The organism is Variovorax sp. OAS795, from assembly GCF_040546685.1.
In the GTDB taxonomy this organism is placed as follows: Bacteria; Pseudomonadota; Gammaproteobacteria; order Burkholderiales; family Burkholderiaceae_C; genus Variovorax.
Window position 1 is genome coordinate 1,759,082 of sequence record NZ_JBEPOH010000001.1, and the last position, 26,640, is coordinate 1,785,721.

The following is a 26,640-nucleotide window of genomic DNA, read 5'->3' on the forward strand; positions in this document are numbered from 1 at the left end:
CCAGAATGAACGACGCTATGAATTCAGCAGCAGCCCCCGACGACGCAGCGGGCGATACGGCCCCGGCAGGACCCCGGCACTGCGGCCTGGTGGCCATTGTCGGCAAGCCGAACGTGGGCAAGTCGACGCTGCTCAACGCGCTGGTGGGCCAGAAGATCAGCATCACCTCGCGCAAGGCACAGACCACGCGGCACCGCATCACGGGCATGCGCACCCTCGGTGCCACGCAGTTCGTGTTCGTCGACACGCCGGGTTTCCAGACCCTGCACGCCAACGCGCTCAACAAGTCGCTCAACAAGACCGTGCAGGGTGCGGTAGGCGACGTGGACCTGATTCTTTTCGTGGTCGAGGCGGGCAGCTTCACGCCGGCCGACGAGCGGGTGCTCAAGCTGCTCGGCAAGGGCATTCCGACGGTGCTCCTGGCCAACAAGCTCGACAACGTGCACCGCCGCGGGGACATTGCGCCCTGGCTGCAGACCATGCAGGCGAAGCACCCCTTTGCCGAGTTCGTGCCGATGTCGGCCAAGAACGCCAAGGACGTCGAGCGCCTGTTCGGCATCTGTGAGAAATACCTGCCCGAGCAGCCCTGGTTCTATGCCGAGGACGAGCTCACCGACCGCAGCGAGAAATTCCTGGCCGGCGAGCTGGTGCGCGAAAAGCTGTTCCGCCTGACCGGCGACGAGCTGCCCTACACCTCGACGGTCATCATCGACAAGTTCGAGGAAGAGCCGCCCCAGAAAAAAGGCCAGAAGCGCCTGCTGCGCATTGCCGCCACCATCGTGGTGGAACGCGACGGCCACAAGGCCATGGTGATCGGCGACAAGGGCGAGCGCATCAAGCGCATCGGCATGGAGACCCGCGTCGAACTCGAGAAGCTCGCCGACGCCAAGGTGTTCCTCGAACTCTGGGTGAAAGTGCGCTCCGGCTGGGCCGACGACGAGGCCCGCGTGCGCTCGTTCGGCTACGAATGAAGTGGCCACTGCCCACCGCGTCTCGCACGAACCGGCGTATGTGCTCCATCGCTACGACTGGAGCGAGTCGAGCCTGATCCTGGAGGTCTTCACCCGGCACCACGGGCGCATCGCGCTGGTGGCCAAGGGCGCGAAACGGCCGAGCTCCAATTTCAGGCCGGTGCTGCTGCCGCTGCAGCCGTTGCAACTCAACTACGGCGGGGACGCAGAGATCCGCACGCTCAAGGGCGCCGAATGGATGGGCGGCCACGTCATGCCGACCGGCGAGGCGCTGCTTTCGGGCTATTACGTCAACGAACTGCTGCTGCGCCTCCTGGCGCGCGACGACGCGCACGAGGCCTTGTTCGACGCCTATGCGGGCGTGGTGCAGGTGCTGGCGGGCGACCACGCCGGCGCGCAGGCGGCCACCCAGGCCGCCGCGTTGCGCGCCTTCGAGCTGCTGCTGTTGCGCGAAGTGGGCCTTTTGCCGTCGCTCGACGTGCAGACCCTCACGCTCGAGCCGCTGGCGGCCGAGTCCCGCTACAGCCTGGTGCCGGAAGCCGGCCTTCGGCTGGCGGCCGAGGGCGAGGCATCGCTGGCGGGCGCGGACTGGCAGGCGCTGCAGGGCGTGCTGGACGACCGCGCGCCTTTCACTGCCACGCTGCGGGAGGTCGCGACCATGAACGCCGGCAGCAACAGCGCCCTCAGGAACCAGCTGCGCGCCTTGCTCAACTACCATTGCGGTGTGTCCACGCTGCGTACGCGGCAGATGATGAGAGATTTGCAAGCCCTATGAGCACATCCGGCCATTCCGCTACCACCTCGCTGTCGGTCAACCTGAACAAGGTCGCCCTGGTGCGCAACACGCGCGCCCTCGGTATTCCGAGCGTGCCTGTCGCCGCCGAGGCCTGCCTTGCCGCCGGGGCGCAAGGCATCACCGTGCATCCGCGGCCCGATGCGCGCCATATCCGCGCGCACGACGTGAGCGACCTGGCCGCGCTGCTGGCCAGGGACTGGCCGGCGATCGAATTCAACATCGAAGGCAACCCGTTCCACAACCTGATGGACTTCGTGCGCGCGCTGAAGCCGCACCAGGCCACCTTCGTGCCCGACAGCGAAACTCAATCGACCAGCGACCACGGCTGGAGCTTTCCCGAAGATGCCGCGCGCCTGCGCCCGCTCATTGCCGAGGCCAAGGCCCTGGGCGTGCGCGTGAGCCTGTTCATGGACCCCATTGCGGACCAGATGGCCGCGGCCAGGGAAGTGGGCGCGGACCGCGTCGAGCTCTATACCGAAGGCTACGCCGCGTCGCGCGGCACGCCGGGTGAACAGGCCGTGCTGGCGCGCTATGTCGAAGCGGCCCGTGCGGCGCAGGCGGCGGGCCTCGGCATCAACGCCGGCCACGACCTGAGCCGCGACAACCTCACGGCGTTCCTGCGCGCGGTGCGCGGCGTGCAGGAGGTGTCGATCGGGCACGCCTTCATCGCCGATGCCCTCGAACTCGGCTATGCCGCCACGACGCGGGAATACCTGCGCTGCATCGAGGAAGCCGGGTGAACGCGGGAGCGGCATGATCTACGGCATTGGTACCGACATCTGCGATCTTCGGCGCATCGCCGCCACCTTCGAACGCCAGGGCGAACGCTTTGCCCGCCGGGTGCTCAGCGACGCCGAGTTCGCGGTCTGGAAGGCTCGCAGCGAGCGTTGGCCCAAGCGCGGGCTGAGCTATCTCGCGACGCGTTTTTCCGCCAAGGAGGCCTTCAGCAAGGCCATTGGCCTGGGCATGCGCATGCCGATGACCTGGCGGTCGTGCGAGATTGCGAACCTGCGCAGCGGCAAGCCCGTCATCGTGCTGCACGGCGAACTGAAGGACTGGTTCGAAGCCAAGGGCCTCACGGCCCATGTCACCGTGACCGACGAAACCGAATACGCCGCGAGTTTCGTCGTGGTCGAATACAAGAACGAGGCATGACCCTGGCAACGACAAGCACCCACGCGCCCCTCATCATCGACGTGGCGGGCACGGAACTCAGCGATGCGGATCGCCGCCGCATCACCAACCCCCTGGTCGGCGGTGTCATTCATTTCGCGCGCAACTGGCGGGACCGCGCCCAGATGGCGGCGCTCAATGCCGAGCTGAAGGCCCTGCGCCCCGACCTGCTCATCTGCGTGGACCACGAAGGGGGCCGCGTGCAGCGCTTCCGTACCGATGGCTTCACGCGGCTGCCCTCCATGCGCGCACTCGGCGAGCTGTGGATGCGCGATGCCATGCACGCGACGCAGGCCGCAACGGCAACGGGCCAGGTGCTTGCCGCCGAGCTGCGCGCCTGCGGCATCGACTTCAGTTTTGCGCCGGTGCTCGACCTGGACTACGGCGGCAGCAGCGTGATCGGCGACCGCAGTTTCCACCGCGACCCGCGCGTGGTGGCGCTGCTGGCCAAGAGCCTGATGCACGGCATGCTGCAGATGGGCATGCGCCATTGCGGCAAGCATTTTCCGGGGCACGGCTTCGTGACCGCCGATTCGCACGTCGAAATCCCGGTGGACCGGCGCAGCCTCAAGGCCATCCTGGCAGAGGACGCGCAACCCTACGACTGGCTCGCGGGCACGCTCACGGCGGTGATGCCCGCGCATGTGATCTATCCGAAGGTCGACAAGCGGCCCGCGGGTTTTTCGCCGCGCTGGCTCCAGGAGACCCTGCGCAGCCGGCTTGCGTTCGATGGCGCCATCTTCAGCGACGACCTGAGCATGGAGGCAGGGCGCTACATCGATGGCGAGCTGCTGAGCTATGCCGATGCCGCGCTGGCGGCGCTCGATGCCGGCTGCGATTTCGCGATGCTGTGCAACCAGAGCATCGGCGAAGGCCGGCCGCTCGACGAACTGCTCGATGGCTTCGCCGCTGCGGCACGGGCAGGGCGCTGGCAAGCCGACGTGAAGAGCGAGCTGCGGCGGCGGGCACTGCTGCCGGACCTGCCATCGACGGAATGGACCGCGATGGCCGGATCAGAAGCCTACAAAGGCGCGCGGCAGGTGCTGGCAAAGGCCAGGCTCGCGCCACCGTACAGGAGCGCCTGAGGCGTTGCTACGCGGCGTTGCCGGACGCCGGGGTCGGCAGCTGCGGGTTCGCCCACAGCCGCTCGCCGCCCGAATCCAGGTGCGTCAGGTACAGCCGAACGTCGAACTCCAGCCGGTGGTAGCCCGGCTCCATGTGTTCGCACAGCGCATAGAAGCTCTTGTCATGGTCGCGCTCCTTCATGTGCGCGAGCTCATGGACCACGATCATGCGCAGCCAGTCGAGCGGCACATCCTTGAACAGGGTCGCGACGCGGATCTCGCGCTTGGCCTTGAGCTTGCTGCCCTGCACGCGCGAGACGGTGGTGTGCGTGCCGAGCGCGTTGCGGATCACATGCAGCTTGCTGTCGAACGCCACCTTGGACAGCGGCGGCGCCTTGCGCATGAAATCGCTCTTGAGCTCGCTCACGTAGTCGTACAGCGCCCGATCGGTCTGCACGTCGTGCATGGGCCCGGGATAGCGGCTGCGCAGCAAGGGTGCGAGCCCTACGGTCGCTACCAGTTGCTGGACCTGCGCCAGCAGCGCGGGTGGGTAGCCCGCGAGGTATTTCATGCCGCCGGTCCCACGCAGGCCAGCCCGGTCGCCACGCCGCCGAACAAGTCGCCCTCGACGAGGTTGACGCCCGCGAAACTCCTGCGCAGGGCTTGCTGGAATGGCCGCAGCGCCGAGGAACCACCGGTCAGGTAGATGGCATCGAGATCGCCGCTGCGCAGCCCCGCGCGCTTGACGCAGGCATGCGCGCAGGCAATCACGCTGTCGAGCAGCGGAGAGAGCTGCTGCGCCATGTCGGCGGGCGAGAGCGATGCGGCCAGGCCCGGTTCGGCGCACGACAGGTCGATGGCGGTGAGCGCATCGTTCACCGAGGCATCGATCTTGGCCTGCTCGACTTCGCTCGCGATGCGGTGGCCGTGGCGTTCTTCGAGTACCGCCATCAGCCGGTCGTGCAGCCGCGTGTCGCTGTAGCTGGTGCGCAGGTCTTTCGCCTGCCGAACCGCCTTGGCGGCATAGAGCCAGTTGATCAGGTGCCAGGACGAGAGCTCGAAAAACACCTTGCTCGGCACTTCGCGCCCCTGCGGTCCGGTGTGGCGAAAGCCGAACTCCGGCATGACGCGGTCGAGGTTCAGGCGCTGGTCGAAGTCGGTGCCGCCGATGTGCACGCCGCTGGTGGCCAGCACGTCGTCGCTGCGGTCCTCGCGCATGGCGCGGTCCGGGCCCACGCGCACCACGGTGAAGTCGGAGGTGCCGCCGCCGACGTCCACGATCAGCACCAGCGACTCTTTCGTGATGCGCTGTTCGTAGTCGAAGGCCGCGGCAATCGGTTCGAGCTGGAACGCGATGTCGCGGAAACCCGCGGCGCGGGCCGCATGGCGCAGGCTTTCTTCCGCGCGCTCGTCGCGCCTGGAGTCGTCGTCCACGAAATGGACCGGCCGGCCGATGACCACGCGCTCGGGCACGCGGCCCAGTTCGCGGCCCGCGCGCGCGGCAAGCTCGCGCAGAAAGCGCGCGATGATGTCCTCGAAGCTCACGAGGCCGTCGTAGACGGCTGTTTTCTCCTGCATCAGCGCGCTGCCGAGCAGGCTCTTCAGCGAGCGCATCAGGCGGCCTTCGACGCCCGCAAGGTAGAGCGCCACGGCCTCGCGGCCGAAGTGCGTGCTGCGGTCCTCGGCGTTGAAGAAGATGGCCGTGGGCAGGGTGGTGGCCGTGCCCTCGATCGGCAGCAGCCGGGCCACGCCATCGACCCGGCAGGCGACGGCGGAGTTGGAGGTGCCGAAGTCGATGCCGATCGTCGGCAGCGACGACGGGGACTTCACGCTCAAGATTCCCTGCGCAGCGCCGGGAACAGGATCACGTCGCGGATGCTTGGCGAATCGGTCAGCAGCATCATCAGTCGGTCGATGCCGATGCCGCAGCCGCCGGTGGGCGGCATGCCGTATTCGAGCGCACGCACAAAGTCGTGGTCGTAAAACATGGCTTCGTCGTCGCCGCTGTCCTTGGCGGCCACCTGCGCGTTGAAGCGCGCAGCCTGGTCCTCGGCGTCGTTGAGCTCACTGAAGCCATTGCCGAACTCGCGGCCCGTGATGTAGAGCTCGAAGCGCTCGGTCACTTCGGGGCGCTCGTCGTTCGCGCGCGCCAACGGCGAGATCTCGGTCGGGTGCTCCATGATGAAGGTCGGCTCCCAGAGCTTTTCTTCCACGGTCTCTTCGAAGTACATCACCTGCAGGCTGGCCAGGCTGCGCTGGGAGAGCTTGTCCTTCTCTTCGCCCAGGCCGATCTTGCGCAGGGCGTTGATGAGCCAGGCACTGTCGTCGACGCCAGCGCCGGCCTCGGTGTGCTTGAGGATGGCTTCGCGGATCGTCAGGCGCTCGAAGGGCTGCGTCAGGTCGACCGGCTTGCCTTGGTAGGTGAGCTGCTGCGTGCCCATGGCCTTGTCGGCAATGGTGCGGATCAGCGTCTCGGTGAAGTCCATCAGGTCGCGGTAGTTCCAATAGGCCGCGTAGAACTCCATCATCGTGAACTCGGGGTTGTGCCGCACCGAGATGCCCTCGTTGCGGTAGCTCCGGTTGATCTCGAACACGCGCTCGAAGCCGCCGACGATCAGCCGCTTGAGGTACAGCTCGGGTGCGATGCGCAGGAACATCTCCTGGTCGAGCGCGTTGTGGTGCGTCTTGAAGGGCTTGGCATTGGCACCGCCCGGAATGGGGTGCAGCATCGGCGTCTCGACTTCGAGGAAGTCGTTGGCGACCATGAACTCGCGCAGGGCGCTCACGGCCTTGCTGCGCGCAATGAAGCGCACGCGCGACGACTCATCGGTGATGAGGTCGACATAGCGCTGGCGGTACTTCTGCTCCTGGTCGGCCATGCCGTGGAACTTGTCGGGCAGCGGACGCAGGCTCTTGGTGAGCAGGCGCAGGCGGGTGACCTTGACCGAGAGCTCGCCGGTCTTGGTCTTCATCAGCGTGCCTTCGGCGCCGACGATGTCGCCCAGGTCCCAGCGCTTGAACTCGGCGTAGGCCTCTTCGCCGATGGCGTCGCGCGTCACGTAGAGCTGGATGCGGCCCGTGGCGTCCTGCACGGTGGCGAAGCTGGCCTTGCCCATCACGCGCTTGAGCATCATGCGGCCGCCGACGCTCACGGAAACGGCTTGCGCCTCGAGCGCTTCGGCCTCCGTGGCGCCGTGTGCAGCAACCAGTGCGGCGGCGCGGTGGCCCGGCTTGAAGTCGTTCGGGAACGCAACGCCCTTGCCCTGGGCCTGTGCGGTGCGCATCAGCTTGAGCTTTTCGCGGCGTTCCGCGATGAGCTGGTTGTCGTCGACGGCAGGCGCGGAGGCCGGAGCCGCTGCAGGCGTGGGAATGGAAGGGATCAGGTGGTCGGACATGGGGAAGCGAAAGGGCGCATCGGGAGCGTGCGCAACCCGCCATTTTAGCCGATAGGGGTCGGATGGGACGGCCTCCGGCGCCCATGGATCCTGCCCGATGCGCTACCAAAAAAGTAGCGTGCTATTCAGCGATGCCCGCGCGTGCCAGCAGATCGCTCACCAGTTCGAGGCGCATCAGCGGGCTTTCGAGTTCCATGAGCCGCTGGCGCAGCTCCAGTTGCATCGGCACCAGTTCGCACCAGCGGTTGGCGACCCAGCCGCAATCGTTGAACAGATAGGGCTGGCCGATGGGCAGCCGCACGGCCTCGCCACCCTGTGCGCGGCGGCGCGCTTCGAGGGTGTCGACCAGGCGGCGCAGCGCCGTCGCGGTGTGCTGGAGGTCGTCCGGAATCTCGACCGCCGCATCGTCGAGGACGGCTTCCACCTCGGCAACCCACAGGCCGTGTTTCTGCAGCTCGGTGCTGCGAACCCGGAAGCGCTGCGTGCCGACGCATTCGATCTGCAGCAGTCCGCTTTGCGGCGATTCGAATTCGCGGATGACCGCCAGGGTGCCGACGGCCGCGAAGCTCTCCGCATCGCCACCGGGCTTGCGCACCTCGCTGCCGCTCGTGAGGCTGACGACGCCGAAGGGCGCATCGGCCTTGCGGCATTTGCCGACCATGTCGAGGTAACGTACCTCGAAAATACGCAGTGGAAGCACGCCGCCGGGGAACAGGACGGTGCCGAGCGGGAACAATGGCAGTGAATGAAGAAGGGGCTGTGTCGTCATCGATGAACCTTGCATGGCTATCATCGCATTCCCCTCACGACGACGCCCCATGCTCTACCAGATTCCCTCGTTCCTTCTCGACGTGATCGTCGGCCTGCTCGGCGGCGCCTGCCTGCTGCGCCTCTACATGCAGTACCACCGGGTGCCGTTCGGCAATCCGCTCGGCCGCTTCGTGTTCGCGATCACCGACTGGATCGTGCTGCCGCTGCGCCGCATCGTGCCGTCGGTCAAGCGCTGGGACCTGGCAAGCCTGATTGCCGCATGGCTGCTGGTGCTGGCAAAGTTCCTGTTGCTGTGGCTCCTGATCGGCAACCTGGGAAGGGTCGCGGCCCTGCCGCTGGTGTCCCTCGTGGGGCTGCTGCAGCTTGCGGTGTCGGGCCTGACGGCCCTGCTGGTGGTCTATGCGGTGCTGTCGTGGGTGCCGGGAGCGTCGCCGATGCTGCTGGACCTGATCTCGCGGCTGGCCGAGCCGCTGGTGCGGCCGTTCCGGCGCTTCATTCCGCTGATTGGCGGCGTGGACCTCTCGCCCTTGGCCGCCATCGTGGTGCTGCAGGTGATTGCCATCGTGCTGGGCAACCTGCTGGTGTGGGCCTACCGGCTGGGCTGAGGCCCGGCCCTCGGCTTGCTCGTCAGCTCACCGCGTCGGCGGGCTGGCGCAGCAGCATCGCGAGCGTGCTCGCAATGGTCTTGCGCAGTTCGCGGCGGTCGCTGATGAAATCGATCGCGCCCTTGGTCTGCAGGAACTCGGCGCGCTGGAAGCCTTCTGGGAGCGTCACGCGCACGGTGGATTCGATCACGCGCGGGCCGGCAAAGCCGATCAGCGCCTTGGGCTCGGCAATGACCACGTCGCCCACGAAGGCGAAGCCAGCCGAGACGCCACCCATGGTCGGGTCGGTCAGCACGCTGATGTAGGGCAGGCCCTTTTTCGCGAGGCGCGTGAGCGCGGCGTTGGTCTTGGCCATTTGCATCAGCGAGAGCAGGCCTTCCTGCATGCGGGCGCCGCCGGTGGCGGTGAAGCAGATGAACGGCACCTTCTGCTCGATGGCGGTTTCGACGCCTCGCACGAAGCGCTCGCCGACCACGCTGCCCATGCTGCCGCCCATGAACTCGAACTCGAAGCAGGCCACGACCACGCTGATGCTGTGGACCGAGCCGCCCATGACGATCAGCGCATCGGTTTCGCCGGTGTTCTCGAGGGCTTCCTTCAGCCGCTCGGGGTACTTGCGGCTGTCCTTGAACTTGAGCGCGTCGACGGGGAGCACTTCCTGGCCGACCTCGTAGCGGCCTTCGGCGTCGAGGAAGGCATCGAGCCGGGCGCGCGCACCGATGCGGTGATGGTGGTTGCAGCTCGGGCAGACGTTCTGGTTGTGCTCGAGATCGGTCTTGTACAGCACGGTCTCGCAGGCGGGGCATTTGATCCACAGGCCCTCGGGCACCTGGCGGCGCTCCGACGGGTCGGTTTGTGCGATCTTGGCGGGTAGCAGTTTTTCAAGCCAGCTCATAGGACTCCGGATTTAGCTCCCCTCTCCCGCCATGCGGAAGAGGGGCTGGGGTGAGGGCACCCGCGATTATCGGCCAGCCGCGTTCTTGGGGGTAGCGGCGGGCAGCGCATCGAGCGCCTCGCGGATGCCGGCCAGGAATTCGCGCACCACGGGCACCACCTTCTCGCGCGGCTGCCCGTCGATCAGCTGGATGATCTTGGTCCCGATCACGACCGCGTCGGCGGCCGAACCCACGGCCTGCGCCGTGCGCGCATCGCGGATGCCGAAGCCCACGCCCACGGGGATGCTCACATGCTCGCGGATGCGCGGGATCATCCGGCCGACCGCCTCGGTGTCCAGGTGGCCGGCACCGGTCACGCCCTTGAGCGAGACGTAGTAGACATAGCCGCTCGCGATGCGCGCGACCTGCGCCATGCGCTCGCTGGTGCTGGTGGGCGCCAGGAGAAAGATCAGGTCGATGTTGGCGGCCTTGAGCTCGGCGGCGAAGACTTCGCATTCCTCGGGCGGGTAGTCGACCACCAGCAGGCCGTCGACACCCGCCGCCGAGGCATCGCGGATGAAGGCCTTCTTGCCATGCACGAGGTCGTAGCGCTCGACCGGGTTTGCATAACCCATCAGCACCACCGGCGTGGCCGTGTCCTGCTGGCGGAACGCCGCCACCATGGCAAGCACCTGTTTCATGCCGATGCCCATGGCCAGCGCGTCCTCGCCGGCCTTCTGGATCACCGGGCCGTCGGCCATGGGATCGGAGAACGGCACGCCGAGCTCGATCACGTCGGCGCCCGCGGCGACCATGCCGTGCATCAGCTCGGGCGTGATGTCGGCGTAGGGGAAACCTGCCGTGACATAAGGAATCAGGGCGCGGCGCCCGTCTTTTTTCAGCGCGTCGAAGGTGGCGGCAATGCGGCTCATCACTTGCCCCCCTTCACGCTCAGGCCGCGCATCGAGGGCCGGTCGTAGAAGTCGACGCCCGACAGGTCGGCCACGGTGCCGATGTCCTTGTCGCCGCGGCCCGAGAGGTTCACCAGGATCGATTGGTCCTGCCGCATGGTCTTGGCGAGCTTCATGGCATAGGCCACGGCGTGGCTGGATTCGAGGGCGGGAATGATGCCTTCGGTGCGGCACAGGTAGTGGAAGGCTTCGAGCGCCTCGGTGTCGGTGATGCCGACGTACTCGGCACGGCCGATGTCGGCCAGGTAGGCGTGCTCGGGGCCTACACCCGGGTAGTCGAGCCCCGCGCTGATGCTGTGGGTCTCGGTGATCTGCCCGTCTTCGCTTTGCAGCAGGTAGGTTCGGTTGCCATGCAGCACGCCCGGGCTGCCGCGCAGGATCGAGGCCGAATGCTTGCCGCTGTCCAGCCCTTCGCCGGCGGCCTCGACGCCCACCAGCCGCGTTCCCGCGAACGGAATGTAGGGGTGGAAGATGCCCATGGCATTGCTGCCGCCGCCCACGCAGGCCACCACCACGTCGGGTTGCCGGCCTTCGGCTTCGCCCGTGATACCTTGCGCCGCGAGCATGGCGGGCATCTGGTCGATGCACTCGGTGCCGATCACGCTCTGGAAATCGCGCACCATCGTCGGGTAGGGGTGCGGGCCGGCCACGGTGCCGATGATGTAGAAGGTGTTTTCCACGTTCGTCACCCAGTCGCGCATGGCCTCGTTGAGCGCGTCCTTCAGCGTCTTGCTGCCCGACTCGACCGGCACCACGGTGGCGCCGAGCAGGTTCATGCGATAGACGTTGGGGCTCTGGCGCTTCACGTCCTGGCTGCCCATGTAGACCACGCACTCGAGCCCGTAGCGCGCGCAGATGGTGGCGGTGGCCACGCCATGCTGGCCGGCGCCGGTTTCGGCGATTACACGGGGCTTGCCCATGCGTCGCGCGAGCATCGCCTGGCCGATCACGTTGTTGATCTTGTGCGCGCCGGTGTGGTTCAGGTCTTCGCGCTTCAGGTAGATCTGCGCGCCGCCCATTTCGCGGCTGGTGCGCGCCGCATGGTAGACCGGCGAGGGCCGTCCGACGAAGTGCTTCAGCTCGTAGTGGAACTCGGCGAGAAACGCCGGATCGTCCTTGAACCTGGCATAGGCATCGCGCAGTTCGTTGATCGCGTGGGTGAGCGTTTCGCTCGCGAAGGTGCCGCCGTAGTTGCCGAAATGGCCGGTGGCGTCGGGTTGCTGGTAGTCCTGGATATGGCTTTGCATGGTTCTCGATCGGTGGGCCGCAGCCCGAAATCACGATCGGGGTGCGGCGGCTAACTGGAGAAGGGCGCGTCGGCGGCTTTGACTGCTGCGACGAATTGCCGGATTTTCTCGGCGTCCTTCAGGCCCTTGTTCCCGGGTCCGTCGATCTCGACGCCCGAGCTCACATCAACGGACAGCGTCTTGCAGCGCGTCCGCAGGATGCGAATGCCATCGCTCACGTTTGCAGGTGTGAGCCCACCACTCAAGACGAGGTGAGCGTCGACGGCGGGTGGAAGAAGTGACCAATCGAATGCCTTGCCGCCACCGCCATAACCTTCGACATGGGCGTCGAGCAGGATGGCCTGGGCGTGGGAGTAATCGGAAGCGTATTTTACGAGGTCGAAGCCGGCTCCGGCAGCCCCCAGCGGAATACGCGCGGCGCGCATGTAGCGAAAGCGGCCAGGACCGGTCGATTGCTCGCACTGTGCGGGGGTTTCCTCGCCGTGGAACTGGGCGATGGCGCCTCTCACGCGGGCAAGCGACGCCAGGACGTTCGGCGCCTCCTCGTTGACGAACAGCAGCACCGGCGTGATGAAGGGCGGCAGGCGCGAAGCCAGTTCGGCGGCGCGCTCGGCCGTCACGGCGCGGGGGCTCGCGGGGTAGAGCACGAAGCCGACGGCATCGGCGCCGGCCTGGACCGCGGCATCGACGTCGGCCTCACGCGTGAGGCCGCAGATCTTGATGCGGGTACGGAAGGGCGTCATGGCGGCCCATCATAAGGAGCGCCGCCGGCCTGCAGCGTGGCTTCGGCCGGCAGACCCCACTTCGCGTCGTACAAAGGCCCGAGAAAATACAGCCCGCTGGCCGAGAAAGTGGGTGCCGCCACCTTGCGGCTGCGGGCTTCGAGCACCTCCGCGATCCACTCGGGCCGTTCGTCGCCGCGGCCGATGCGCACGAGGCAGCCCATCAGGTTGCGGATCATGTGGTGCAGGAAGGCATCGGCCTCGAACTCGAAATGCCAGCGGCAGCGGTCGCCGGCGCCGACCCGTGTGATCTCGATGCGCCGCAGGTCCTTGACCGGCGAACGCGCCTGGCAGGCGGAGGCGCGAAAAGAACTGAAATCGTGCTGGCCGACCAGCAGGGCCGCGGCCGCGCGCATCGCATCGCCATCGAGCGCATGCATCGACCAGCCGACCCGGCCCGAATCGAGGCTGGGACGCACGGGCGACTGCGAGAGAACATAGAGGTAGCGGCGCGCCAACGCGCTGGCGCGGCAATGAAACTCGCCAGGCACCGGGTGCGCCCACTGCACCGCGATGTCGTCGGGCAGGTAGCGGTTGGTGCCGCGCATCCAGGAGAAGGGTTCGCGTTCGACGCCGGTATCGAAATGCACGACCTGCATCAGTGCGTGCACGCCGGCATCGGTGCGGCCGGCGCACAGCGTGCCGATGGGCTGGTCGGCGAACCGGGCCAGCGCGGCTTCCAGCTTGTCCTGCACCGTGCGGCCCGAGCGCTGGCTTTGCCAGCCCTCGTACGCCTGGCCGTTGTAGCGGATGCCGAGCGCCAGCCTCACGAATTCAGGAAAGCCGGAAAAAGCCGCTCAGCGCAGCTCGGCGAGGAGTTGCCTTGCCTGGGTCTTCAGGTCGCCGGCGCTTTCGGCCTCGACTTCCTCGACCAGCGAGCGGGCGCCTTCGACGTCGCCGATGGCCTGCAGTTCACGGGCCAGCGACAGCTTGACCGCGTGCGGGCTGTCGTCGCCATCGTCGTCTTCGGGCAGGGTGGCGGCAAGCCGTGCCGGCTCCGGCGCACCGGCTGCCGGACGGGCAGGAAGGCCGGCGAGCGCGCTCATGTCGAATTCGATGAAGCCCGAATCGGCGGGAAGGCTGCCGCCGCGCAGTCCTGCGGGACGGGTGTTGCCATCGGCTTCGCTCAATGCCGAGGGGCGCGTGATCGATGGCAGTGCGCCGGGGCCGGTGTCGAAGTCGTTTTCCAGGTCGACCGCTGCCGCCGGTGCATGTGCATGGCCGTTGGACAACGCAGCGGCTGGCGGGACCGGCGCCGCATACGCCGTCTTCGGCAGGCTGGCGCTCACCGGAGCGGGGATGGGCGCGGGAGCCGGGGGCTGGCTCAGGTCCAGGTCGAAGTCCAGCGGGGCCACCGAAGGCACGAACGCCGGCGTGGGGGCCACGGCGACGGGCGGCGCGACCGGTGCGGGCGCCACCGGGGCAGGCGGCTTGGCAGCCGAGGCCAGGGCGCCGGCGAAGGCGGCGCTCTCGGCCGCGCTCACGCCGCGGGACGCACCCGATTCGTACAGCGGGTTGCCCGGATCGAGGTCCTTGCCCATGTCCACGACGCGGTTCCAGTCGGAACCGGTGCCGTTGGTCAGCTTGTGCACTTCGGTCGCAAGGCCCTCGAAGGCCCGCACGTCGCGGCGCTTGGCGTGGATCTCGAGGAGCTTGAGGTGGATGGCCGTGCGGTCCGGGCTCACGCGCAGCGCTTCGCGAAGGATTTCCTCGGCCTGCAGGTCGCGGCCGTAGGCCAGGTACACGTCGGCTTCGGCGACCGGGTCGACATCGCCTGCGTCGAGCTGGCTCGGCGAGTACGACAGCGACGAGACGCTGGAATCACCGCGGTGCTTGGTGTCCACCGATTCGCCGCCGCTGGCGCCGAAGAACGAGTCCTTCGGGATCCGGCTTTCGAGGAACACGCTTTCGCTCATTTCCTCGCGCCGGCGGCCCAGCACGCGGTACAGCAGGAAGGCGACGAGCAAGGCGATCAGTGCCGCACCCGCGAGCATCAGCGGGTTGTCGAGCAATTCTTCCATGAAGCTGCGTTCGGCCGGTGCCGGCGGCGGGGCGGCCTTGACCACCGGCTTGGGCGTAGCTGCGGCGGCTGCGGCACTCGCTGCAGCGGCAGGAACGGCCGGTGCAGCTTCGGACGGTGTGGCGGCGGTTGCGGCAACGGCCGGCGCAGCGGCTGCTGCCGGTGCGGCGGCCACCGGCGCTGCAACCGGTGCGGTAGCGGCAGGCGCCGGGGCGGCGGCCGGGGTCGCGGCCGGTACCACCGGCGCGGCGGGAGCGGCGGCCGGAGCCGGGGCGGCAACCGGCGCAGGAGCCGCTGCCGGCGACGCGGCAGTGGCCACGCCCGGGTTGGGAACCGAAATTCCAGGTGCCGCGGGCGCTGCAGCGGCGCCGGTCGCCGGCGCCGCGGTGCCAGTGGCCGCCTTGAGCTTTGCGAGCTCGTTGATGTTCTTGGAAAGCTCCGCCACGCGGTTGTTGCTGTCCTGTGCCTGCCGAGCCTGCGCGACCTTCTCGTCGGCAGCACGGGTGGCCGCGCTGCCTTGCGAGATCGTCAGCTTGTCGGGAGCGCTTGCCGCGGCATTGCGGTCTTCGACATTGGCTTGCAGCTTCCCTGTCGCCTTGCGGCTGGCGGCAGCCACGTTCGAGGTGGGCGCGTTCTCGGCCAGGCGCTGGCGGTAGGCGCCGAAGTCGCGGCTTTGCGCGGTGATGGTGCGCCTGGCTTCGGACGGCAGGATGGCGCCGGCTTCGGTGGCACTGGGCAGGTCGAGCACGGCGCCCGCCCGCATGCGATTGATGTTGCCGCCGACAAAGGCGTCGGGGTTGGCGAGCAACAGCGCCACCAGCATCTGGTCGAGCGAGACGTCGGCGGGCTTGTAGGCACCGGCGATCTTGCTGGCGGTATCGCCGCGCTGCACGGTGACCTGCTCGCCGCTGCCGGCGGGACGCGGCGTGGCTGTGGCGGCACTGGGGGCCTGCGGAGCGGCCGATGCGGCCGGTGCTGCTGCGGGAGGCGCCGTGACGGGCGCCACCGGTGCACGTTCGCGGCGCGCCCGGGCTGCGGCCGCGGCGGGACGCTCGACCGGCGTGCTGACCTGCGGCGTCGACGGCGCAATGGGAGCGCTCGGTGCGGCCTGGCGGGTCACTGGCGGATCGAGCAGCACGGTGTAGTCGCGCACCATGCGGCCCGACGATCCGTTGGCTTCGAGCAACAAATCGATGAAGGGGTCATTGAGCGGGCGGCTGCCGGTGAGCCGCACGACGTACTGGCCGCCCGCGCGGCGCTGCAGCGTGGCTCGGACGTCGCTCAAGGCCGCGTTGTACGGAACGCCCGCCTTCTTGAAAGCGTCGGCACTGGCAACGTTGATCTTCAGGCTGTCCGCTTCGGCGGCGGCCATTTCGGTCACGTCGATCTCGGCGCGAAGCGGTTCACCCAGCGCCGATTGCACCTTCAACTGGCCCAGCGCAAAGGCGCTGGCGTCGGTGCTCGCCATGCCCAATACCACCGCAACGGCTGCGCCCAGAACGGAAAGGCGAAGGCCGTTCAAGGGTAGGGAAGGGCGGGCGGCCGATGGGCGGGCCGCGGGCAACAGATGTCTTGTCATGCTGATAGGGGCGGCTCAGGCCCAGAAATTGTAAGAGGACGTTAGCATCATCACCGGGTGCTGACAAGGCGGTGCGCCCGTTCTACCCAGTGCGCGCATACTTACGCACACATTTAACGTTGCCAAATGGCAACATTTCGGTCTGGAAACTGAGCCGTTGCGCCCCATCAGGCCTCGAGCAGGATGCGCAGCATGCGGCGCAGCGGTTCCGCCGCGCCCCACAACAGCTGGTCGCCAATGGTGAACGCGCCGACGTATTCCGGGCCCATGGCCAGCTTGCGGATTCGGCCCACGGGAATGTCCATGGTACCGGTCACGGCGACCGGTGTCAGGTCCTTGAGGGTGGCCTCGCGGGTGTTCGGCACCACCTTCGCCCAGGCGTTGTCGGCGGCGATCATCGCTTCGATGTCGGCCAGCGGCACGTCCTTCCTGAGCTTGAAGGTCAGGGCCTGGCTGTGGCAGCGCATGGCGCCGACGCGCACGCAGAAGCCGTCGACCGGCACGGCGGCGCTGCCGAAGCCCGCGCCCTGGCCGAGGATCTTGTTGGTTTCGGCGCCGGCCTTCCACTCTTCCTTCGACATGCCGTCACCCAGGTCCTTGTCGATCCAGGGGATCAGCGAGCCGCCGAGCGGCGCACCGAAGTTGGCCGTTTCGGCCGCGCTCAGGTTCTGCTGCCGGTGCAGCACCTTGCGATCGATTTCGAGGATGGCCGACTTGGGGTCGTCCAGCAGGGAGCGCACTTCGGCGTTGAGCGTGCCGAACTGCGTGAGCAGTTCGCGCATGTGCTGCGCGCCGCCGCCCGAAGCGGCCTGGTAGGTCATGCTGGTCATCCACTCGACCAGGCCGGCCTTGTAGAGAGCGCCCACGCCCATGAGCATGCAGCTCACGGTGCAGTTGCCGCCGATCCAGTTCTTGCCGCCGTTGGCCAGCGCGTTCTGGATGACGGGCAGGTTCACCGGGTCGAGCACGATGACGGCGTCGTCCTGCATGCGCAGCGTGGAGGCCGCATCGATCCAGTGGCCGGTCCAGCCGGCGGCACGCAGCTTGGGAAACACCTCGCTGGTGTAGTCGCCGCCCTGGCAGGTGATGACGATGTCGCACTTCTTCAGCGCTTCGAGGTCGTTCGCATCGTTGAGCGCGGTCTCGTTCTTGGCCATGGCCGGGGCCTTGCCGCCGGCATTGGAAGTCGAGAAGAACAGCGGCTCGATGAGTCCGAAGTCGCCTTCGGCCTGCATGCGATCCATCAGGACCGAGCCGACCATGCCGCGCCAGCCCACGAGGCCGACCAGAGGTTGAGATGCGTTCGCCATTTCAGTTTGCCCTATTAAAAGAAAGAAAAAAATTGTCTTTTCTTGCCCCCGACTCGTCGAGCCGGGGAGGGGCGTGACGAAGCGGGCTGCGGTTAGCCGGTAATCGTCTTTTTGGTGATTGCTGCAACGACCGCGTCGCCCATCTCACGGGTGCCGACGCGCTTCGTACCTTCTGACCAGATGTCACCCGTGCGCAGCCCCGAGGCGAGCACATGCTTGACCGCCGACTCGATACGGTCGGCAGCTTCGGCTTGGTTGAGTGAAAAGCGGAGCATCATGGCAGCGGACAGTATTGTAGCCAATGGATTGGCAACCCCTTTGCCCGCAATGTCGGGCGCACTGCCGTGGCTGGGCTCATACAGGCCCTGGTTGCTCGAATTGAGCGAGGCCGAGGGCAGCATGCCGATGGAGCCGGTGAGCATGGCGGCTTCGTCCGAGAGAATGTCGCCGAACATGTTGCCGGTGACGATCACGTCGAACTTCTTGGGCGCCTTCACGAGCTGCATGGCCGCGTTGTCGACGTACATGTGGTCGAGCTCGATGTCCGGATAGTCCTTGTGCACCTCGGTCACCACGTCCTTCCAGAACTGGAAGGTCTCGAGCACGTTGGCCTTGTCGACGCTGGTCACGCGCTTGTTGCGCTTGCGGGCCGCTTCGAAGGCCACGCGCGCGATGCGCTCGACCTCGGGGCGCGAATAGCGCATGGTGTCGAAGGCTTCTTCGGCGCCCGGAAAGTGGCCGTCCACCGCCGTGCGGCGTCCGCGCGGCTGGCCGAAGTAGATGTCGCCGGTCAGCTCGCGGATGATGAGGATGTCCAGGCCCGAAATCAGCTCGGGCTTGAGGCTCGATGCGCCCACCAGCTGCTCGTAGCAGATGGCGGGACGGAAGTTCGCGAACAGGCCGAGGTTCTTGCGCAGGCCAAGAATCGCTTGCTCGGGGCGCAGCGGGCGGTCGAGCTTGTCGTACTTCCAGTCGCCGACGGCGCCGAACAGCACTGCGTCGGCTTCCTTCGCGAGCTTGAGCGTCGCTTCGGGCAGCGGATGGCCGTGCGCCTCGTAGGCGGCGCCGCCCACGAGCGCCGATTCCATTTCGAACGAGAGGTCGAGTGCGTCGAGCACGCGGATGGCCTCGGCCACGATTTCGGTGCCGATGCCGTCGCCGGGAAGAACTGCGATTTTCATGATTGCGTCTGAAGTTTGAATGCGGAAATGCGAAGGCCGGTCAGGCGATCATCGTGTGCGCGAGCCAGGGCTTCTGCGCCAGCCGCTCGGCCTCGAAGGCCTTGATCTTGTCCTGGTGGCGCAGCGTGAGGCCGATGTCGTCCAGGCCGTTGACCAGGCAGTACTTGCGGAAGGCCTGCACGTCGAATGCCAGCTCGCCGCCATCGGGCTTCACCACCACCTGGCGTTCCAGGTCGATGGTCAGCGTGTAGCCGGGGAAGGCAAGGGTCTCGTCGAACAGCTGCGCCACCTGCGCCTCGGGCAGCACGATGGGCAGCAGGCCGTTCTTGAAGCTGTTGTTGAAGAAGATGTCGGCATAGCTCGGCGCAATGATCGCGCGAAAGCCGTACTGGTCGAGCGCCCAGGGTGCATGTTCGCGCGACGAACCGCAGCCGAAGTTCTTGCGCGCCAGGAGAATCGATGCGCCCGCGTAGCGCGGCTGGTTCAGCACGAAGTCGGGGTTGGGCTTGCGGCTGGCCGGGTCCTGGCCCGGAAAGCCGGCGTCCAGGTAGCGCCATTCATCGAAGAGGTTCTGGCCGAAGCCGGTCTTGCGGATCGACTTGAGGAACTGCTTCGGAATGATCGCGTCGGTGTCGACGTTCTCGCGGTCCATCGGCGCCACGAGGCCCTTGTGCACGGTGAATTTCTGCATGTGATGTCTCCAGATCAGGCGAAGGTGCGCACGTCGACGAAGTGGCCGTGCACGGCGGCAGCCGCGGCCATGGCCGGGCTCACCAGGTGGGTGCGGCCGCCCGCGCCCTGGCGGCCTTCGAAGTTGCGGTTGCTGGTCGATGCGCAGCGCTCGCCGGGCTCCAGGCGGTCGGCGTTCATCGCCAGGCACATCGAGCAACCGGGCTCGCGCCATTCGAAGCCCGCGGCCTTGAAGATCACGTCGAGGCCTTCGCGCTCGGCCTGTTCCTTCACCACGCCGGACCCCGGCACCACCAGCGCGAGCTTCACGTTCTTCGCGACCTTCTGGCCGAGCTTCTTCACCACGGCGGCCGCTTCGCGCATGTCCTCGATGCGGCTGTTGGTGCAGGAGCCGATGAACACCTTGTCGACGAAGATGTCGTTCATCGCCTTGTTGGGCTCCAGGCCCATGTAGACCAGCGCGCGTTCGATGGCGCCGCGCTTGCTCGCGTCCTTTTCCTTCTCGGGATCGGGCACGCGGCCGTTGATGTCGACCACCATCTCGGGCGAGGTGCCCCAGGTCACCTGCGGCTGGATCTGCGTGGCGTCGAGTTCGACCACGGCGTCGAAGTGCGCACCCGGGTCCGACTGCAGCGTGCGCCAGTAGCTCACGGCCTGTTCCCACTCCACGCCGGTGGGCGCGAGCGGGCGGCCCTTCACGTAGCTGATGGTTTTTTCATCGACCGCCACCAGCCCTGCGCGCGCGCCGGCCTCGATGGCCATGTTGCAGACCGTCATGCGGCCTTCCATGCTGAGGTCGCGAATGGCCGAGCCCGCGAACTCGATCGTGTAGCCGGTGCCGCCGGCGGTGCCGATCTTGCCGATGATCGCCAGCACGATGTCCTTGGCCGTGCAGCCGAGCGGCAGCTTGCCTTCGACCTTCACGAGCATGTTCTTCGCCTTCTTGCCGAGCAGCGTCTGCGTGGCCATCACGTGCTCGACCTCGCTGGTGCCGATGCCGTGCGCCAGCGCGCCGAAGGCGCCGTGGGTGGAGGTGTGCGAGTCGCCGCAGACCACCGTCATGCCCGGCAGCGTGGCGCCCGATTCGGGCCCGATCACGTGCACGATGCCCTGGCGCTTGCTCAGGAACGGAAAGAACGCCGCGGCGCCGAATTCCGCGATGTTCTTGTCCAGCGTGGTCACCTGCTCCTTGCTGGTCGGGTCGGCAATGCCTTCGTAGCCGCGCTCCCAGCCGGTGGTGGGCGTGTTGTGGTCGGCCGTGGCCACCACCGAGCTGATGCGCCACAGCTTGCGGCCGGCCACGCGCAGGCCCTCGAAGGCCTGCGGGCTGGTCACCTCGTGCACCAGGTGGCGGTCGATGTAGAGGATTGCGGTGCCGTCTTCCTCGGTGTGGACGACGTGTTCGTCCCAGATCTTGTCGTAGAGCGTGCGTGCCATGTCGGTCTCTTGTCTTTCGTGGGGAGGTGGATTGTCTTGTGTTCTAGGCGGCCAGGGGCTCGGCGGCGTCCTCGGGTGCGGCCGGCGTATGCAGGTGGTTGACCAGCGTGCGCGCCGCCACCGGCAGGGTGGAGAAGTCTCGCGCCACCAGGCGGATCTCGCGTGCCGACCAGGGGTCGTTCAGCGCGACGCTGCACAGGCGGCTGCCGATGCCTGCCTGCAGCAGTTCGAAGGCCCGCTGCGGCATCACGCCGATGCCCAGGCCGTTGTCGATCATGCGGCACATGGCGTCGAGGCCCGTCACGTGGATGCGCAGCTTGACGCTGCGGCCGGCCTCCAGGGCGGCCTGGTGCATGGCCACGTAGATCGAACTGTTGGTGTGCAGGCCGACATGGTCGAATTCAAGCGAGGCACTGAAATCGATCGGGCCCTGCGCAGCCAGCGGATGAGCGGCCGGCACGATCAGCGCCAGCCGGTCATGGCGGTAGGGCAGCGTCTGCAGCTCGTGGGTGCCGTCGGGAACGTGGCAGATGCCGAGGTCGGCGGCGCCTTCCTGCACCGCGCGCACCACCTCCGCGCTCAGGTGCTCTTCCAGGTCGATCTTGATCGCGTCGTGTTCGCGCGTGAAGGCGCCCAGGTCCTCGGGAAGAAACTGCACGATCGCCGAGATGTTGGCATGCACGCGCACGTGGCCGCGCACGCCCTCGGCGTATTCGCTGAGCTCGCCCTGCATCTTCTCCAGGCTGTAGAGCACCGAGCGCGCATGGTGCAGCAGGCTTTCGCCCGCGGGCGAAAGATCCACCCCGCGCGCGTGGCGGTACAGCAGCGTGGTGCCCAGCGTGGCTTCCAGGTCGGACAGCCGCTTGCTGATGGCCGAGGCGGCAATGAATTCGCGCTCCGCCGCGCGTCCGATGCTGCCGAGTTCGCAAACGGCCACGAACAGCTGCAGCGACGTGAGGTCGATGCGCCGGGCGAAGTTGCGTTCGGAAGTGCTCATGGGGCTTTGGACATCGCGTCTGGCGATGAGTTTGCCATTTTCCCTGGGTTTTCAAGGCTTTGCCATCGTGATGTGCGATGGGTTCATTGCCCTGGGGCGACGAGCACCGTCCCTCTCTCCCTGAGGCGGAGCGCTTTCCGGCCCCGCGCACGGCAAAACGCCCTGCGCCCCCGCCGGGATGGCGAGGGGCAGGGCGTCTGTCGACGCAAGCGCGGTGCAGCGGCTGTGCCGCCCGCGCCGGCCGAGGTCTCGGAAGACCCTGGCGGTGCCTACTGGCGCTTCTTGGCAGCGTCCTCGACCTTTTCACCGCCCTTCTGGATGTCTTGGCCCGCACCCCTGAAGGTGTTGCAACCGGACAGCGGGACGGCGAACGTGAAAACGACGGCAATGAGCGCGGCAATCTTCTTCATGACGGATCTCCTGAAGTGCGTTGAAGGGTGGGCCCCCAATGAGCCTCCGGTGTTGAACCGTACCGATGCCTTTTGCACCGCCCTGTCAGCCAAGACGCAAAAAAGCTGCCCGAGGGCAGCTTTCCAGGGTGAGCGCCGGGGCGCCTTCAGCGTTGGCCGATGGGCTTCACGTCGCGCTTGGGCGAGCCTTCGAACAACTGGCGCGGGCGGCCGATCTTGTACTCGGGGTCGCCGATCATTTCGTTCAGCTGGGCAATCCAGCCCACGGTGCGTGCCAGCGCGAAGATCGCGGTGAACAGCGGCACGGGGATGCCGATGGCGCGCTGCACGATGCCCGAATAGAAGTCGACGTTCGGGTAGAGCTTGCGCGAGACGAAGTACTCGTCTTCCAGGGCGATCTTCTCGAGTTCCTTGGCCAGCTTGAACAGCGGATCCTGTTCCAGGCCCAGCTCGGTCAGCACCTCGTTGCAGGTTTCCTGCATCAGCTTGGCGCGCGGGTCGTAGTTCTTGTAGACGCGGTGGCCAAAGCCCATGAGCTTGACGTTCGAGTTCTTGTCCTTGACCTTCTTGATGAACTCGCCGATCTTCTCGACGCCGCCTTCCTTCTGGATGTCGTAGAGCATGTTCAGCGCCGCCTCGTTGGCGCCGCCGTGGGCGGGGCCCCAGAGGCAGGCCACGCCGGCCGCAATGGCGGCGAACGGGTTGGTGCCCGACGAGCCGCACAGGCGCACGGTGGAGGTGGAGGCGTTCTGTTCGTGGTCGGCGTGCAGGATGAAGATGCGGTCGAGCGCGCGCTCGAGCACCGGGTTCACCTTGTACTCCTCGCACGGCGTCGCGAACATCATGTGCAGGAAGTTGCCCGCATAGCTGAGTTCGTTCTTCGGGTACATGTAGGGCTGGCCCACGGTGTACTTGTAGGCCATGGCCACGAGCGTCGGCATCTTCGCGATCAGGCGGATCGCGGCGATCTCGCGGTGCTCGGGATTGTTGATGTCCGTGCTGTCGTGATAGAAGGCCGACAGGGCGCCCACCAGGCCGGTCATGATGGCCATCGGATGCGCGTCGCGGCGGAAGCCGCGCAGGAAGAACTGCATCTGCTCGTTGACCATCGTGTGGTTGGTCACGAGCTTGGTGAAGTTGGTCTTCTTGGCCTGGTCCGGCAGCTCTCCGTACAGCAGCAGGTGGCAGGTTTCAAGAAAGTCGCAGTTGGTTGCGAGCTGCTCGATGGGGTAGCCGCGGTACAGCAGTTCGCCCTTGTCGCCGTCGATGTACGTGATGGCCGACTGGCAAGCGGCCGTCGACATGAAACCCGGGTCGTAGGTGAACATGCCGGTCTGCGCATACAGCTTGCGGATGTCGATCACGTCGGGGCCGACGGTGCCCTTGTAGATCGGCAGTTCGACGCTGTCGCCGCCGTTGCTGAACGACAGCGTGGCCTTGATATCGGAAGCTTTCATTTCGGGTTTCTTTCAGAGGAGTATTCAGGAGGGCGAAGAGAAAACGGAGGTTGCGGGACGCTGCGCGCCGTCGGTGCGCATCAACTGCAGCAGTTCGACCACCTCGGCCCCGGCCCATGCGGGCTCGGGCTCCTTCCTTTGCAGCAGAAGATCGAGGAGATCGTTGTCCGACAGGTCCATCAAGGTCTCCATCGCTCCCGCCTGGCCGACGGTCATGCTGGATTCGTGCCGCTCGAAGAAGCGGGCGATGAACAGGTCGTTCTCGAGCAGGCCGCGCCGGCAGCGCCATTTCAGCTTGCTCAGCGCGCGTTCGCTGATCGGCTGTGCGAGTTCGGCGGCGGTTTGCATGGTTTCTCCGGCAAAGGTTCAGATGGCGCGGCGCACCATCAGTTCCTTGATCTTGCCGATCGCCTTGGTGGGGTTCAGGTTCTTCGGACACACGTCGACGCAGTTCATGATCGTGTGGCAGCGGAACAGGCGGTACGGGTCTTCGAGGTTGTCCAGGCGCTCGGCGGTGGCTTCGTCGCGGCTGTCGGCGATGAAGCGGTAGGCCTGCAGCAGGCCGGCCGGGCCCACGAACTTGTCGGGGTTCCACCAGAAGCTGGGGCAGCTGGTGGAGCAGCTCGCGCACAGGATGCACTCGTACAGGCCGTTGAGCTCGTCGCGCTCCTCGGGCGACTGCAGGCGCTCCTTCTCGGGCGGCACGTTGTCGTTCTGCAGGTACGGCTTGATCGAGTTGTACTGCTTGAAGAACTGCGTCATGTCCACGATCAGGTCGCGGATCACCGGCAGGCCCGGCAGCGGCTTCAACACGATCGTGCCCTTGAGCGTGAGCATGTTGGTCAGGCAGGCGAGGCCGTTCTTGCCGTTGATGTTCATGGCGTCGGAGCCGCAGACGCCTTCGCGGCACGAGCGGCGGAACGACAGCGTGGGGTCCTGCGCCTTGAGCTTCATCAGGGCGTCCAGCAGCATGCGCTCATGGCCGTCGAGTTCGATCTCGACCGTCTGCATGTAGGGCTTGGCGTCCTTGTCCGGGTCGTAGCGGTAGATCTGGAATGTGCGCTTCATCGTGAAACCTTGTGATGTTGTTCTTGCTTAGAACGTACGGACCTTGGGAGGAACGGAGTCCACCGTCAGCGGCTTGAGGTTGACCGGCTTGTAGGAGAGGCGGTTGTCCTGGCTGTACCAGAGCGTGTGCTTCATCCAGTTGGCGTCGTCGCGGCCGAGCGGCGCGACCGGGTCGTCCGCCGGGCGCTCGTAGTCCTCGACCGTGTGCGCGCCGCGGCATTCCTTGCGCGCGGCCGCCGAGACCATCGTGGCCTGCGCCACTTCGATCAGGTTGTCGACCTCGAGCGCTTCGATGCGCGCGGTGTTGAACACCTTGGACTTGTCCTGGAGGCCGATGGCATTGACGCGCTCGCGCACGGCGGCGATCTTGACCACGCCCTCGTCCATCGAGGCCTGCTTGCGGAACACGGCGGCGTGCTGCTGCATGACGGTGCGGATCTCGCCGGCCACGTCCTGCGCGTACTCGCCGCCGGTGGCGGCTTCGAGCCGGTTCAGGCGCTCCAGGGTGCGGTCGGCGGCATCGGCCGGCAGCGGCTTGTGTTCCTTCAGCTTGTCGTTGAACTCGACGATGTGGTTGCCGGCCGCGCGGCCGAACACCAGCAGGTCGAGCAGCGAATTGGTGCCCAGGCGGTTGGCGCCGTGCACGCTCACGCAGGAGCATTCGCCCACGGCGTAGAGCCCGTTCACCACGGCGCTGTTCTGTTCGCCCTGCTGGATCACGACCTGGCCGTTGATGTTGGTCGGAATGCCGCCCATCTGGTAGTGGATGGTCGGCACGACGGGAATCGGCTCCTTGGTGATGTCGACGTTGGCGAAGTTCACGCCGATTTCGTACACCGAGGGCAGGCGCTTGTGGATGGTCTCGGCACCGAGGTGGTCGAGCTTCAGCAGCACGTAGTCCTTGTTGGGTCCGCAGCCGCGGCCTTCCTTGATTTCCTGGTCCATCGAGCGCGAGACGAAGTCGCGCGGTGCCAGGTCCTTCAGCGTGGGCGCATAGCGCTCCATGAAGCGCTCGCCGTTGCTGTTGAGCAGGATGGCGCCTTCGCCGCGGCAGCCTTCGGTCAGCAGCACGCCGGCGCCGGCCACGCCGGTCGGGTGGAACTGCCAGAACTCCATGTCCTGCAGCGGAATGCCCGAGCGCGCGGCCATGCCCAGGCCGTCGCCGGTGTTGATGAAGGCGTTGGTCGAGGCCTGGAAGATGCGGCCCGCGCCGCCGGTGGCCAGCAGCACGGTCTTGGCCTGCAGGATGTGCAGGTCGCCGGTTTCCATCTCGAGCGCCGTGACGCCGACCACGTCGCCTTCGGCGTCGCGGATCAGGTCGAGCGCCATCCATTCGACGAAGAACTGGGTGCGGGCTTCCACGTTCTTCTGGTAGAGCGTGTGCAGCATCGCGTGGCCGGTGCGGTCGGCCGCGGCGCAGGCGCGCTGCACGGGCTTCTCGCCGTAGTTGGCCGTGTGGCCGCCGAACGGACGCTGGTAGATGGTGCCGTCCGGATTGCGGTCGAAGGGCATGCCGAAGTGCTCGAGCTCGTACACGACCTTCGGTGCTTCGCGGCACATGAACTCGATCGCGTCCTGGTCGCCGAGCCAGTCGGAGCCCTTGATCGTGTCGTAGAAGTGGTAGTGCCAGTTGTCCTCGCTCATGTTGCCGAGCGATGCGCCCACGCCGCCCTGGGCAGCCACGGTGTGCGAACGGGTCGGGAACACCTTGGACAGCACCGCCACGTTGAGGCCCGCGCGGGCCAGCTGCAGCGATGCGCGCATGCCGGAGCCGCCGGCACCGACGATGACGACGTCGAACTTGCGCTTGGTAATTTGGTCTTTTGTGTAGGTCATGGTGG

At 66.8% G+C, this 26,640-nt stretch carries 26 protein-coding genes; 6 read left to right on the plus strand and 20 right to left on the minus strand.

The features are described from left to right. Positions 1-5 precede the first annotated feature (5 nt). From era to nagZ, 5 genes are read left to right on the plus strand one after another with little or no spacing between them, the layout of a single operon-like run. Entirely contained in the window at positions 6-971 is a 966-nt protein-coding gene (era, locus tag ABID97_RS08370; RefSeq protein WP_503012759.1) for a GTPase Era, read from the plus strand. A 1-nt stretch (position 972) separates the two neighbouring features. Further along, on the plus strand, positions 973-1,746 hold the full coding sequence (recO, locus tag ABID97_RS08375; RefSeq protein WP_354398061.1) for a DNA repair protein RecO: 774 nt from the start codon (positions 973-975) through the stop codon (positions 1,744-1,746). Further along, positions 1,743-2,507, plus strand: a complete 765-nt coding sequence (locus ABID97_RS08380; RefSeq protein ID WP_354398062.1) for a pyridoxine 5'-phosphate synthase — start codon at positions 1,743-1,745, stop codon at positions 2,505-2,507. Before recO ends, ABID97_RS08380 begins: the two co-directional genes overlap by 4 nt. A 13-nt stretch (positions 2,508-2,520) precedes the next feature. Next, complete coding sequence (gene acpS, locus ABID97_RS08385; RefSeq protein ID WP_354398063.1) at positions 2,521-2,922, plus strand: holo-ACP synthase; 402 nt, start codon at positions 2,521-2,523, stop codon at positions 2,920-2,922. Then, positions 2,919-4,025 (plus strand): beta-N-acetylhexosaminidase, encoded by a 1,107-nt coding sequence (gene nagZ / locus ABID97_RS08390; RefSeq protein ID WP_354398064.1) that lies wholly within the window; start codon positions 2,919-2,921, stop codon positions 4,023-4,025. The genes acpS and nagZ overlap by 4 nt, the downstream gene beginning before the upstream one ends. Positions 4,026-4,032: 7 nt before the next feature. Here nagZ and ABID97_RS08395 read toward each other — a convergent pair whose 3' ends face one another. From ABID97_RS08395 to ABID97_RS08410, 4 genes are all read right to left on the minus strand, one after another. Continuing rightward, positions 4,033-4,575, minus strand: a complete 543-nt coding sequence (locus ABID97_RS08395) for a YgjP-like metallopeptidase domain-containing protein (protein WP_354398065.1) — start codon at positions 4,573-4,575, stop codon at positions 4,033-4,035. Next, positions 4,572-5,834, minus strand: a complete 1,263-nt coding sequence (locus ABID97_RS08400) for an Hsp70 family protein (RefSeq protein ID WP_354398066.1) — start codon at positions 5,832-5,834, stop codon at positions 4,572-4,574. Before ABID97_RS08400 ends, ABID97_RS08395 begins: the two co-directional genes overlap by 4 nt. Positions 5,835-5,836: 2 nt before the next feature. Further along, positions 5,837-7,399, minus strand: coding sequence for a lysine--tRNA ligase (gene lysS, locus ABID97_RS08405; RefSeq protein ID WP_354398067.1), 1,563 nt, complete (start codon positions 7,397-7,399; stop codon positions 5,837-5,839). Positions 7,400-7,520: 121 nt separating this feature from the next. Beyond that, on the minus strand, positions 7,521-8,168 hold the full coding sequence (locus ABID97_RS08410) for an LON peptidase substrate-binding domain-containing protein (RefSeq protein WP_354398068.1): 648 nt from the start codon (positions 8,166-8,168) through the stop codon (positions 7,521-7,523). Between the two features lie 49 nt (positions 8,169-8,217). Between ABID97_RS08410 and ABID97_RS08415 the strand changes: the two genes are divergently transcribed. Next, positions 8,218-8,775, plus strand: coding sequence for a YggT family protein (locus tag ABID97_RS08415; protein WP_354401704.1), 558 nt, complete (start codon positions 8,218-8,220; stop codon positions 8,773-8,775). A gap of 22 nt (positions 8,776-8,797) precedes the next feature. On the opposite strand, the gene accD is transcribed toward ABID97_RS08415, so the two are convergent. From accD to sdhA, 16 genes are all read right to left on the minus strand, one after another. Continuing rightward, entirely contained in the window at positions 8,798-9,670 is an 873-nt protein-coding gene (gene accD, locus ABID97_RS08420) for an acetyl-CoA carboxylase, carboxyltransferase subunit beta (RefSeq protein ID WP_354398069.1), read from the minus strand. Positions 9,671-9,736: 66 nt separating this feature from the next. After that, positions 9,737-10,582 carry a tryptophan synthase subunit alpha gene (gene trpA / locus ABID97_RS08425; RefSeq protein WP_354398070.1) on the minus strand — a complete coding sequence of 282 codons (846 nt, stop codon included), beginning with the start codon at positions 10,580-10,582 and terminating at the stop codon, positions 9,737-9,739. Beyond that, complete coding sequence (gene trpB / locus ABID97_RS08430) at positions 10,582-11,856, minus strand: tryptophan synthase subunit beta (protein WP_354401705.1); 1,275 nt, start codon at positions 11,854-11,856, stop codon at positions 10,582-10,584. Before trpB ends, trpA begins: the two co-directional genes overlap by 1 nt. A gap of 62 nt (positions 11,857-11,918) precedes the next feature. After that, positions 11,919-12,611, minus strand: coding sequence for a phosphoribosylanthranilate isomerase (locus tag ABID97_RS08435; protein ID WP_354398071.1), 693 nt, complete (start codon positions 12,609-12,611; stop codon positions 11,919-11,921). Next, complete coding sequence (gene truA / locus ABID97_RS08440; RefSeq protein WP_354398072.1) at positions 12,608-13,420, minus strand: tRNA pseudouridine(38-40) synthase TruA; 813 nt, start codon at positions 13,418-13,420, stop codon at positions 12,608-12,610. The genes ABID97_RS08435 and truA overlap by 4 nt, the downstream gene beginning before the upstream one ends. A 27-nt stretch (positions 13,421-13,447) precedes the next feature. After that, positions 13,448-16,138, minus strand: a complete 2,691-nt coding sequence (locus tag ABID97_RS08445; protein WP_503012760.1) for a FimV/HubP family polar landmark protein — start codon at positions 16,136-16,138, stop codon at positions 13,448-13,450. A gap of 278 nt (positions 16,139-16,416) precedes the next feature. After that, the gene (gene asd, locus ABID97_RS08450) at positions 16,417-17,559 is read right to left on the minus strand and encodes an aspartate-semialdehyde dehydrogenase (RefSeq protein ID WP_354398075.1); all 1,143 of its coding nucleotides are present in this window, start codon (positions 17,557-17,559) and stop codon (positions 16,417-16,419) included. A gap of 92 nt (positions 17,560-17,651) precedes the next feature. After that, on the minus strand, positions 17,652-18,740 hold the full coding sequence (leuB, locus tag ABID97_RS08455; protein WP_028259012.1) for a 3-isopropylmalate dehydrogenase: 1,089 nt from the start codon (positions 18,738-18,740) through the stop codon (positions 17,652-17,654). A gap of 40 nt (positions 18,741-18,780) precedes the next feature. Then, positions 18,781-19,431 carry a 3-isopropylmalate dehydratase small subunit gene (gene leuD, locus ABID97_RS08460; protein WP_354398076.1) on the minus strand — a complete coding sequence of 217 codons (651 nt, stop codon included), beginning with the start codon at positions 19,429-19,431 and terminating at the stop codon, positions 18,781-18,783. Positions 19,432-19,445: 14 nt separating this feature from the next. Beyond that, positions 19,446-20,867, minus strand: a complete 1,422-nt coding sequence (leuC, locus tag ABID97_RS08465; RefSeq protein WP_354398077.1) for a 3-isopropylmalate dehydratase large subunit — start codon at positions 20,865-20,867, stop codon at positions 19,446-19,448. 43 nt (positions 20,868-20,910) lie between these two features. After that, positions 20,911-21,864: a LysR family transcriptional regulator gene (locus ABID97_RS08470; RefSeq protein ID WP_354398078.1), complete on the minus strand. Its 954-nt coding sequence runs from the start codon at positions 21,862-21,864 to the stop codon at positions 20,911-20,913. Between the two features lie 269 nt (positions 21,865-22,133). Continuing rightward, positions 22,134-22,274 (minus strand): entericidin A/B family lipoprotein, encoded by a 141-nt coding sequence (locus ABID97_RS08475; protein ID WP_028259016.1) that lies wholly within the window; start codon positions 22,272-22,274, stop codon positions 22,134-22,136. Between the two features lie 146 nt (positions 22,275-22,420). Next, a complete protein-coding gene (gene gltA, locus ABID97_RS08480; RefSeq protein WP_055804278.1) occupies positions 22,421-23,731 on the minus strand; it encodes a citrate synthase in 1,311 nt (436 codons plus the stop codon). A 24-nt stretch (positions 23,732-23,755) separates the two neighbouring features. Then, entirely contained in the window at positions 23,756-24,079 is a 324-nt protein-coding gene (locus ABID97_RS08485) for an FAD assembly factor SdhE (RefSeq protein WP_354398079.1), read from the minus strand. Between the two features lie 18 nt (positions 24,080-24,097). After that, on the minus strand, positions 24,098-24,799 hold the full coding sequence (locus tag ABID97_RS08490; protein ID WP_012746572.1) for a succinate dehydrogenase iron-sulfur subunit: 702 nt from the start codon (positions 24,797-24,799) through the stop codon (positions 24,098-24,100). Positions 24,800-24,826: 27 nt separating this feature from the next. Then, the gene (sdhA, locus tag ABID97_RS08495) at positions 24,827-26,635 is read right to left on the minus strand and encodes a succinate dehydrogenase flavoprotein subunit (RefSeq protein WP_354398080.1); all 1,809 of its coding nucleotides are present in this window, start codon (positions 26,633-26,635) and stop codon (positions 24,827-24,829) included. Positions 26,636-26,640: the final 5 nt, after the last annotated feature.

Bases quoted from the DNA above. Each gene is read 5' to 3' on its own strand.
- gltA (WP_055804278.1), bottom strand. From the start codon at position 23,731: ATGAAAGCTTCCGATATCAAGGCCACGCTGTCGTTCAGCAACGGCGGC.
- ABID97_RS08395 (WP_354398065.1), bottom strand. From the start codon at position 4,575: ATGAAATACCTCGCGGGCTACCCACCCGCGCTGCTGGCGCAGGTCCAG.
- ABID97_RS08490 (WP_012746572.1), bottom strand. From the start codon at position 24,799: ATGAAGCGCACATTCCAGATCTACCGCTACGACCCGGACAAGGACGCC.
- ABID97_RS08380 (WP_354398062.1), top strand. From the start codon at position 1,743: ATGAGCACATCCGGCCATTCCGCTACCACCTCGCTGTCGGTCAACCTG.
- ABID97_RS08435 (WP_354398071.1), bottom strand. From the start codon at position 12,611: ATGACGCCCTTCCGTACCCGCATCAAGATCTGCGGCCTCACGCGTGAG.
- asd (WP_354398075.1), bottom strand. From the start codon at position 17,559: ATGGCGAACGCATCTCAACCTCTGGTCGGCCTCGTGGGCTGGCGCGGC.
- ABID97_RS08485 (WP_354398079.1), bottom strand. From the start codon at position 24,079: ATGCAAACCGCCGCCGAACTCGCACAGCCGATCAGCGAACGCGCGCTG.
- lysS (WP_354398067.1), bottom strand. From the start codon at position 7,399: ATGTCCGACCACCTGATCCCTTCCATTCCCACGCCTGCAGCGGCTCCG.
- leuD (WP_354398076.1), bottom strand. From the start codon at position 19,431: ATGCAGAAATTCACCGTGCACAAGGGCCTCGTGGCGCCGATGGACCGC.
- ABID97_RS08445 (WP_503012760.1), bottom strand. From the start codon at position 16,138: ATGGCGAGCACCGACGCCAGCGCCTTTGCGCTGGGCCAGTTGAAGGTG.
- ABID97_RS08475 (WP_028259016.1), bottom strand. From the start codon at position 22,274: ATGAAGAAGATTGCCGCGCTCATTGCCGTCGTTTTCACGTTCGCCGTC.
- ABID97_RS08410 (WP_354398068.1), bottom strand. From the start codon at position 8,168: ATGACGACACAGCCCCTTCTTCATTCACTGCCATTGTTCCCGCTCGGC.
- era (WP_503012759.1), top strand. From the start codon at position 6: ATGAACGACGCTATGAATTCAGCAGCAGCCCCCGACGACGCAGCGGGC.
- trpA (WP_354398070.1), bottom strand. From the start codon at position 10,582: ATGAGCCGCATTGCCGCCACCTTCGACGCGCTGAAAAAAGACGGGCGC.
- leuC (WP_354398077.1), bottom strand. From the start codon at position 20,867: ATGGCACGCACGCTCTACGACAAGATCTGGGACGAACACGTCGTCCAC.
- leuB (WP_028259012.1), bottom strand. From the start codon at position 18,740: ATGAAAATCGCAGTTCTTCCCGGCGACGGCATCGGCACCGAAATCGTG.
- sdhA (WP_354398080.1), bottom strand. From the start codon at position 26,635: ATGACCTACACAAAAGACCAAATTACCAAGCGCAAGTTCGACGTCGTC.
- accD (WP_354398069.1), bottom strand. From the start codon at position 9,670: ATGAGCTGGCTTGAAAAACTGCTACCCGCCAAGATCGCACAAACCGAC.
- ABID97_RS08470 (WP_354398078.1), bottom strand. From the start codon at position 21,864: ATGAGCACTTCCGAACGCAACTTCGCCCGGCGCATCGACCTCACGTCG.
- ABID97_RS08415 (WP_354401704.1), top strand. From the start codon at position 8,218: ATGCTCTACCAGATTCCCTCGTTCCTTCTCGACGTGATCGTCGGCCTG.
- nagZ (WP_354398064.1), top strand. From the start codon at position 2,919: ATGACCCTGGCAACGACAAGCACCCACGCGCCCCTCATCATCGACGTG.
- acpS (WP_354398063.1), top strand. From the start codon at position 2,521: ATGATCTACGGCATTGGTACCGACATCTGCGATCTTCGGCGCATCGCC.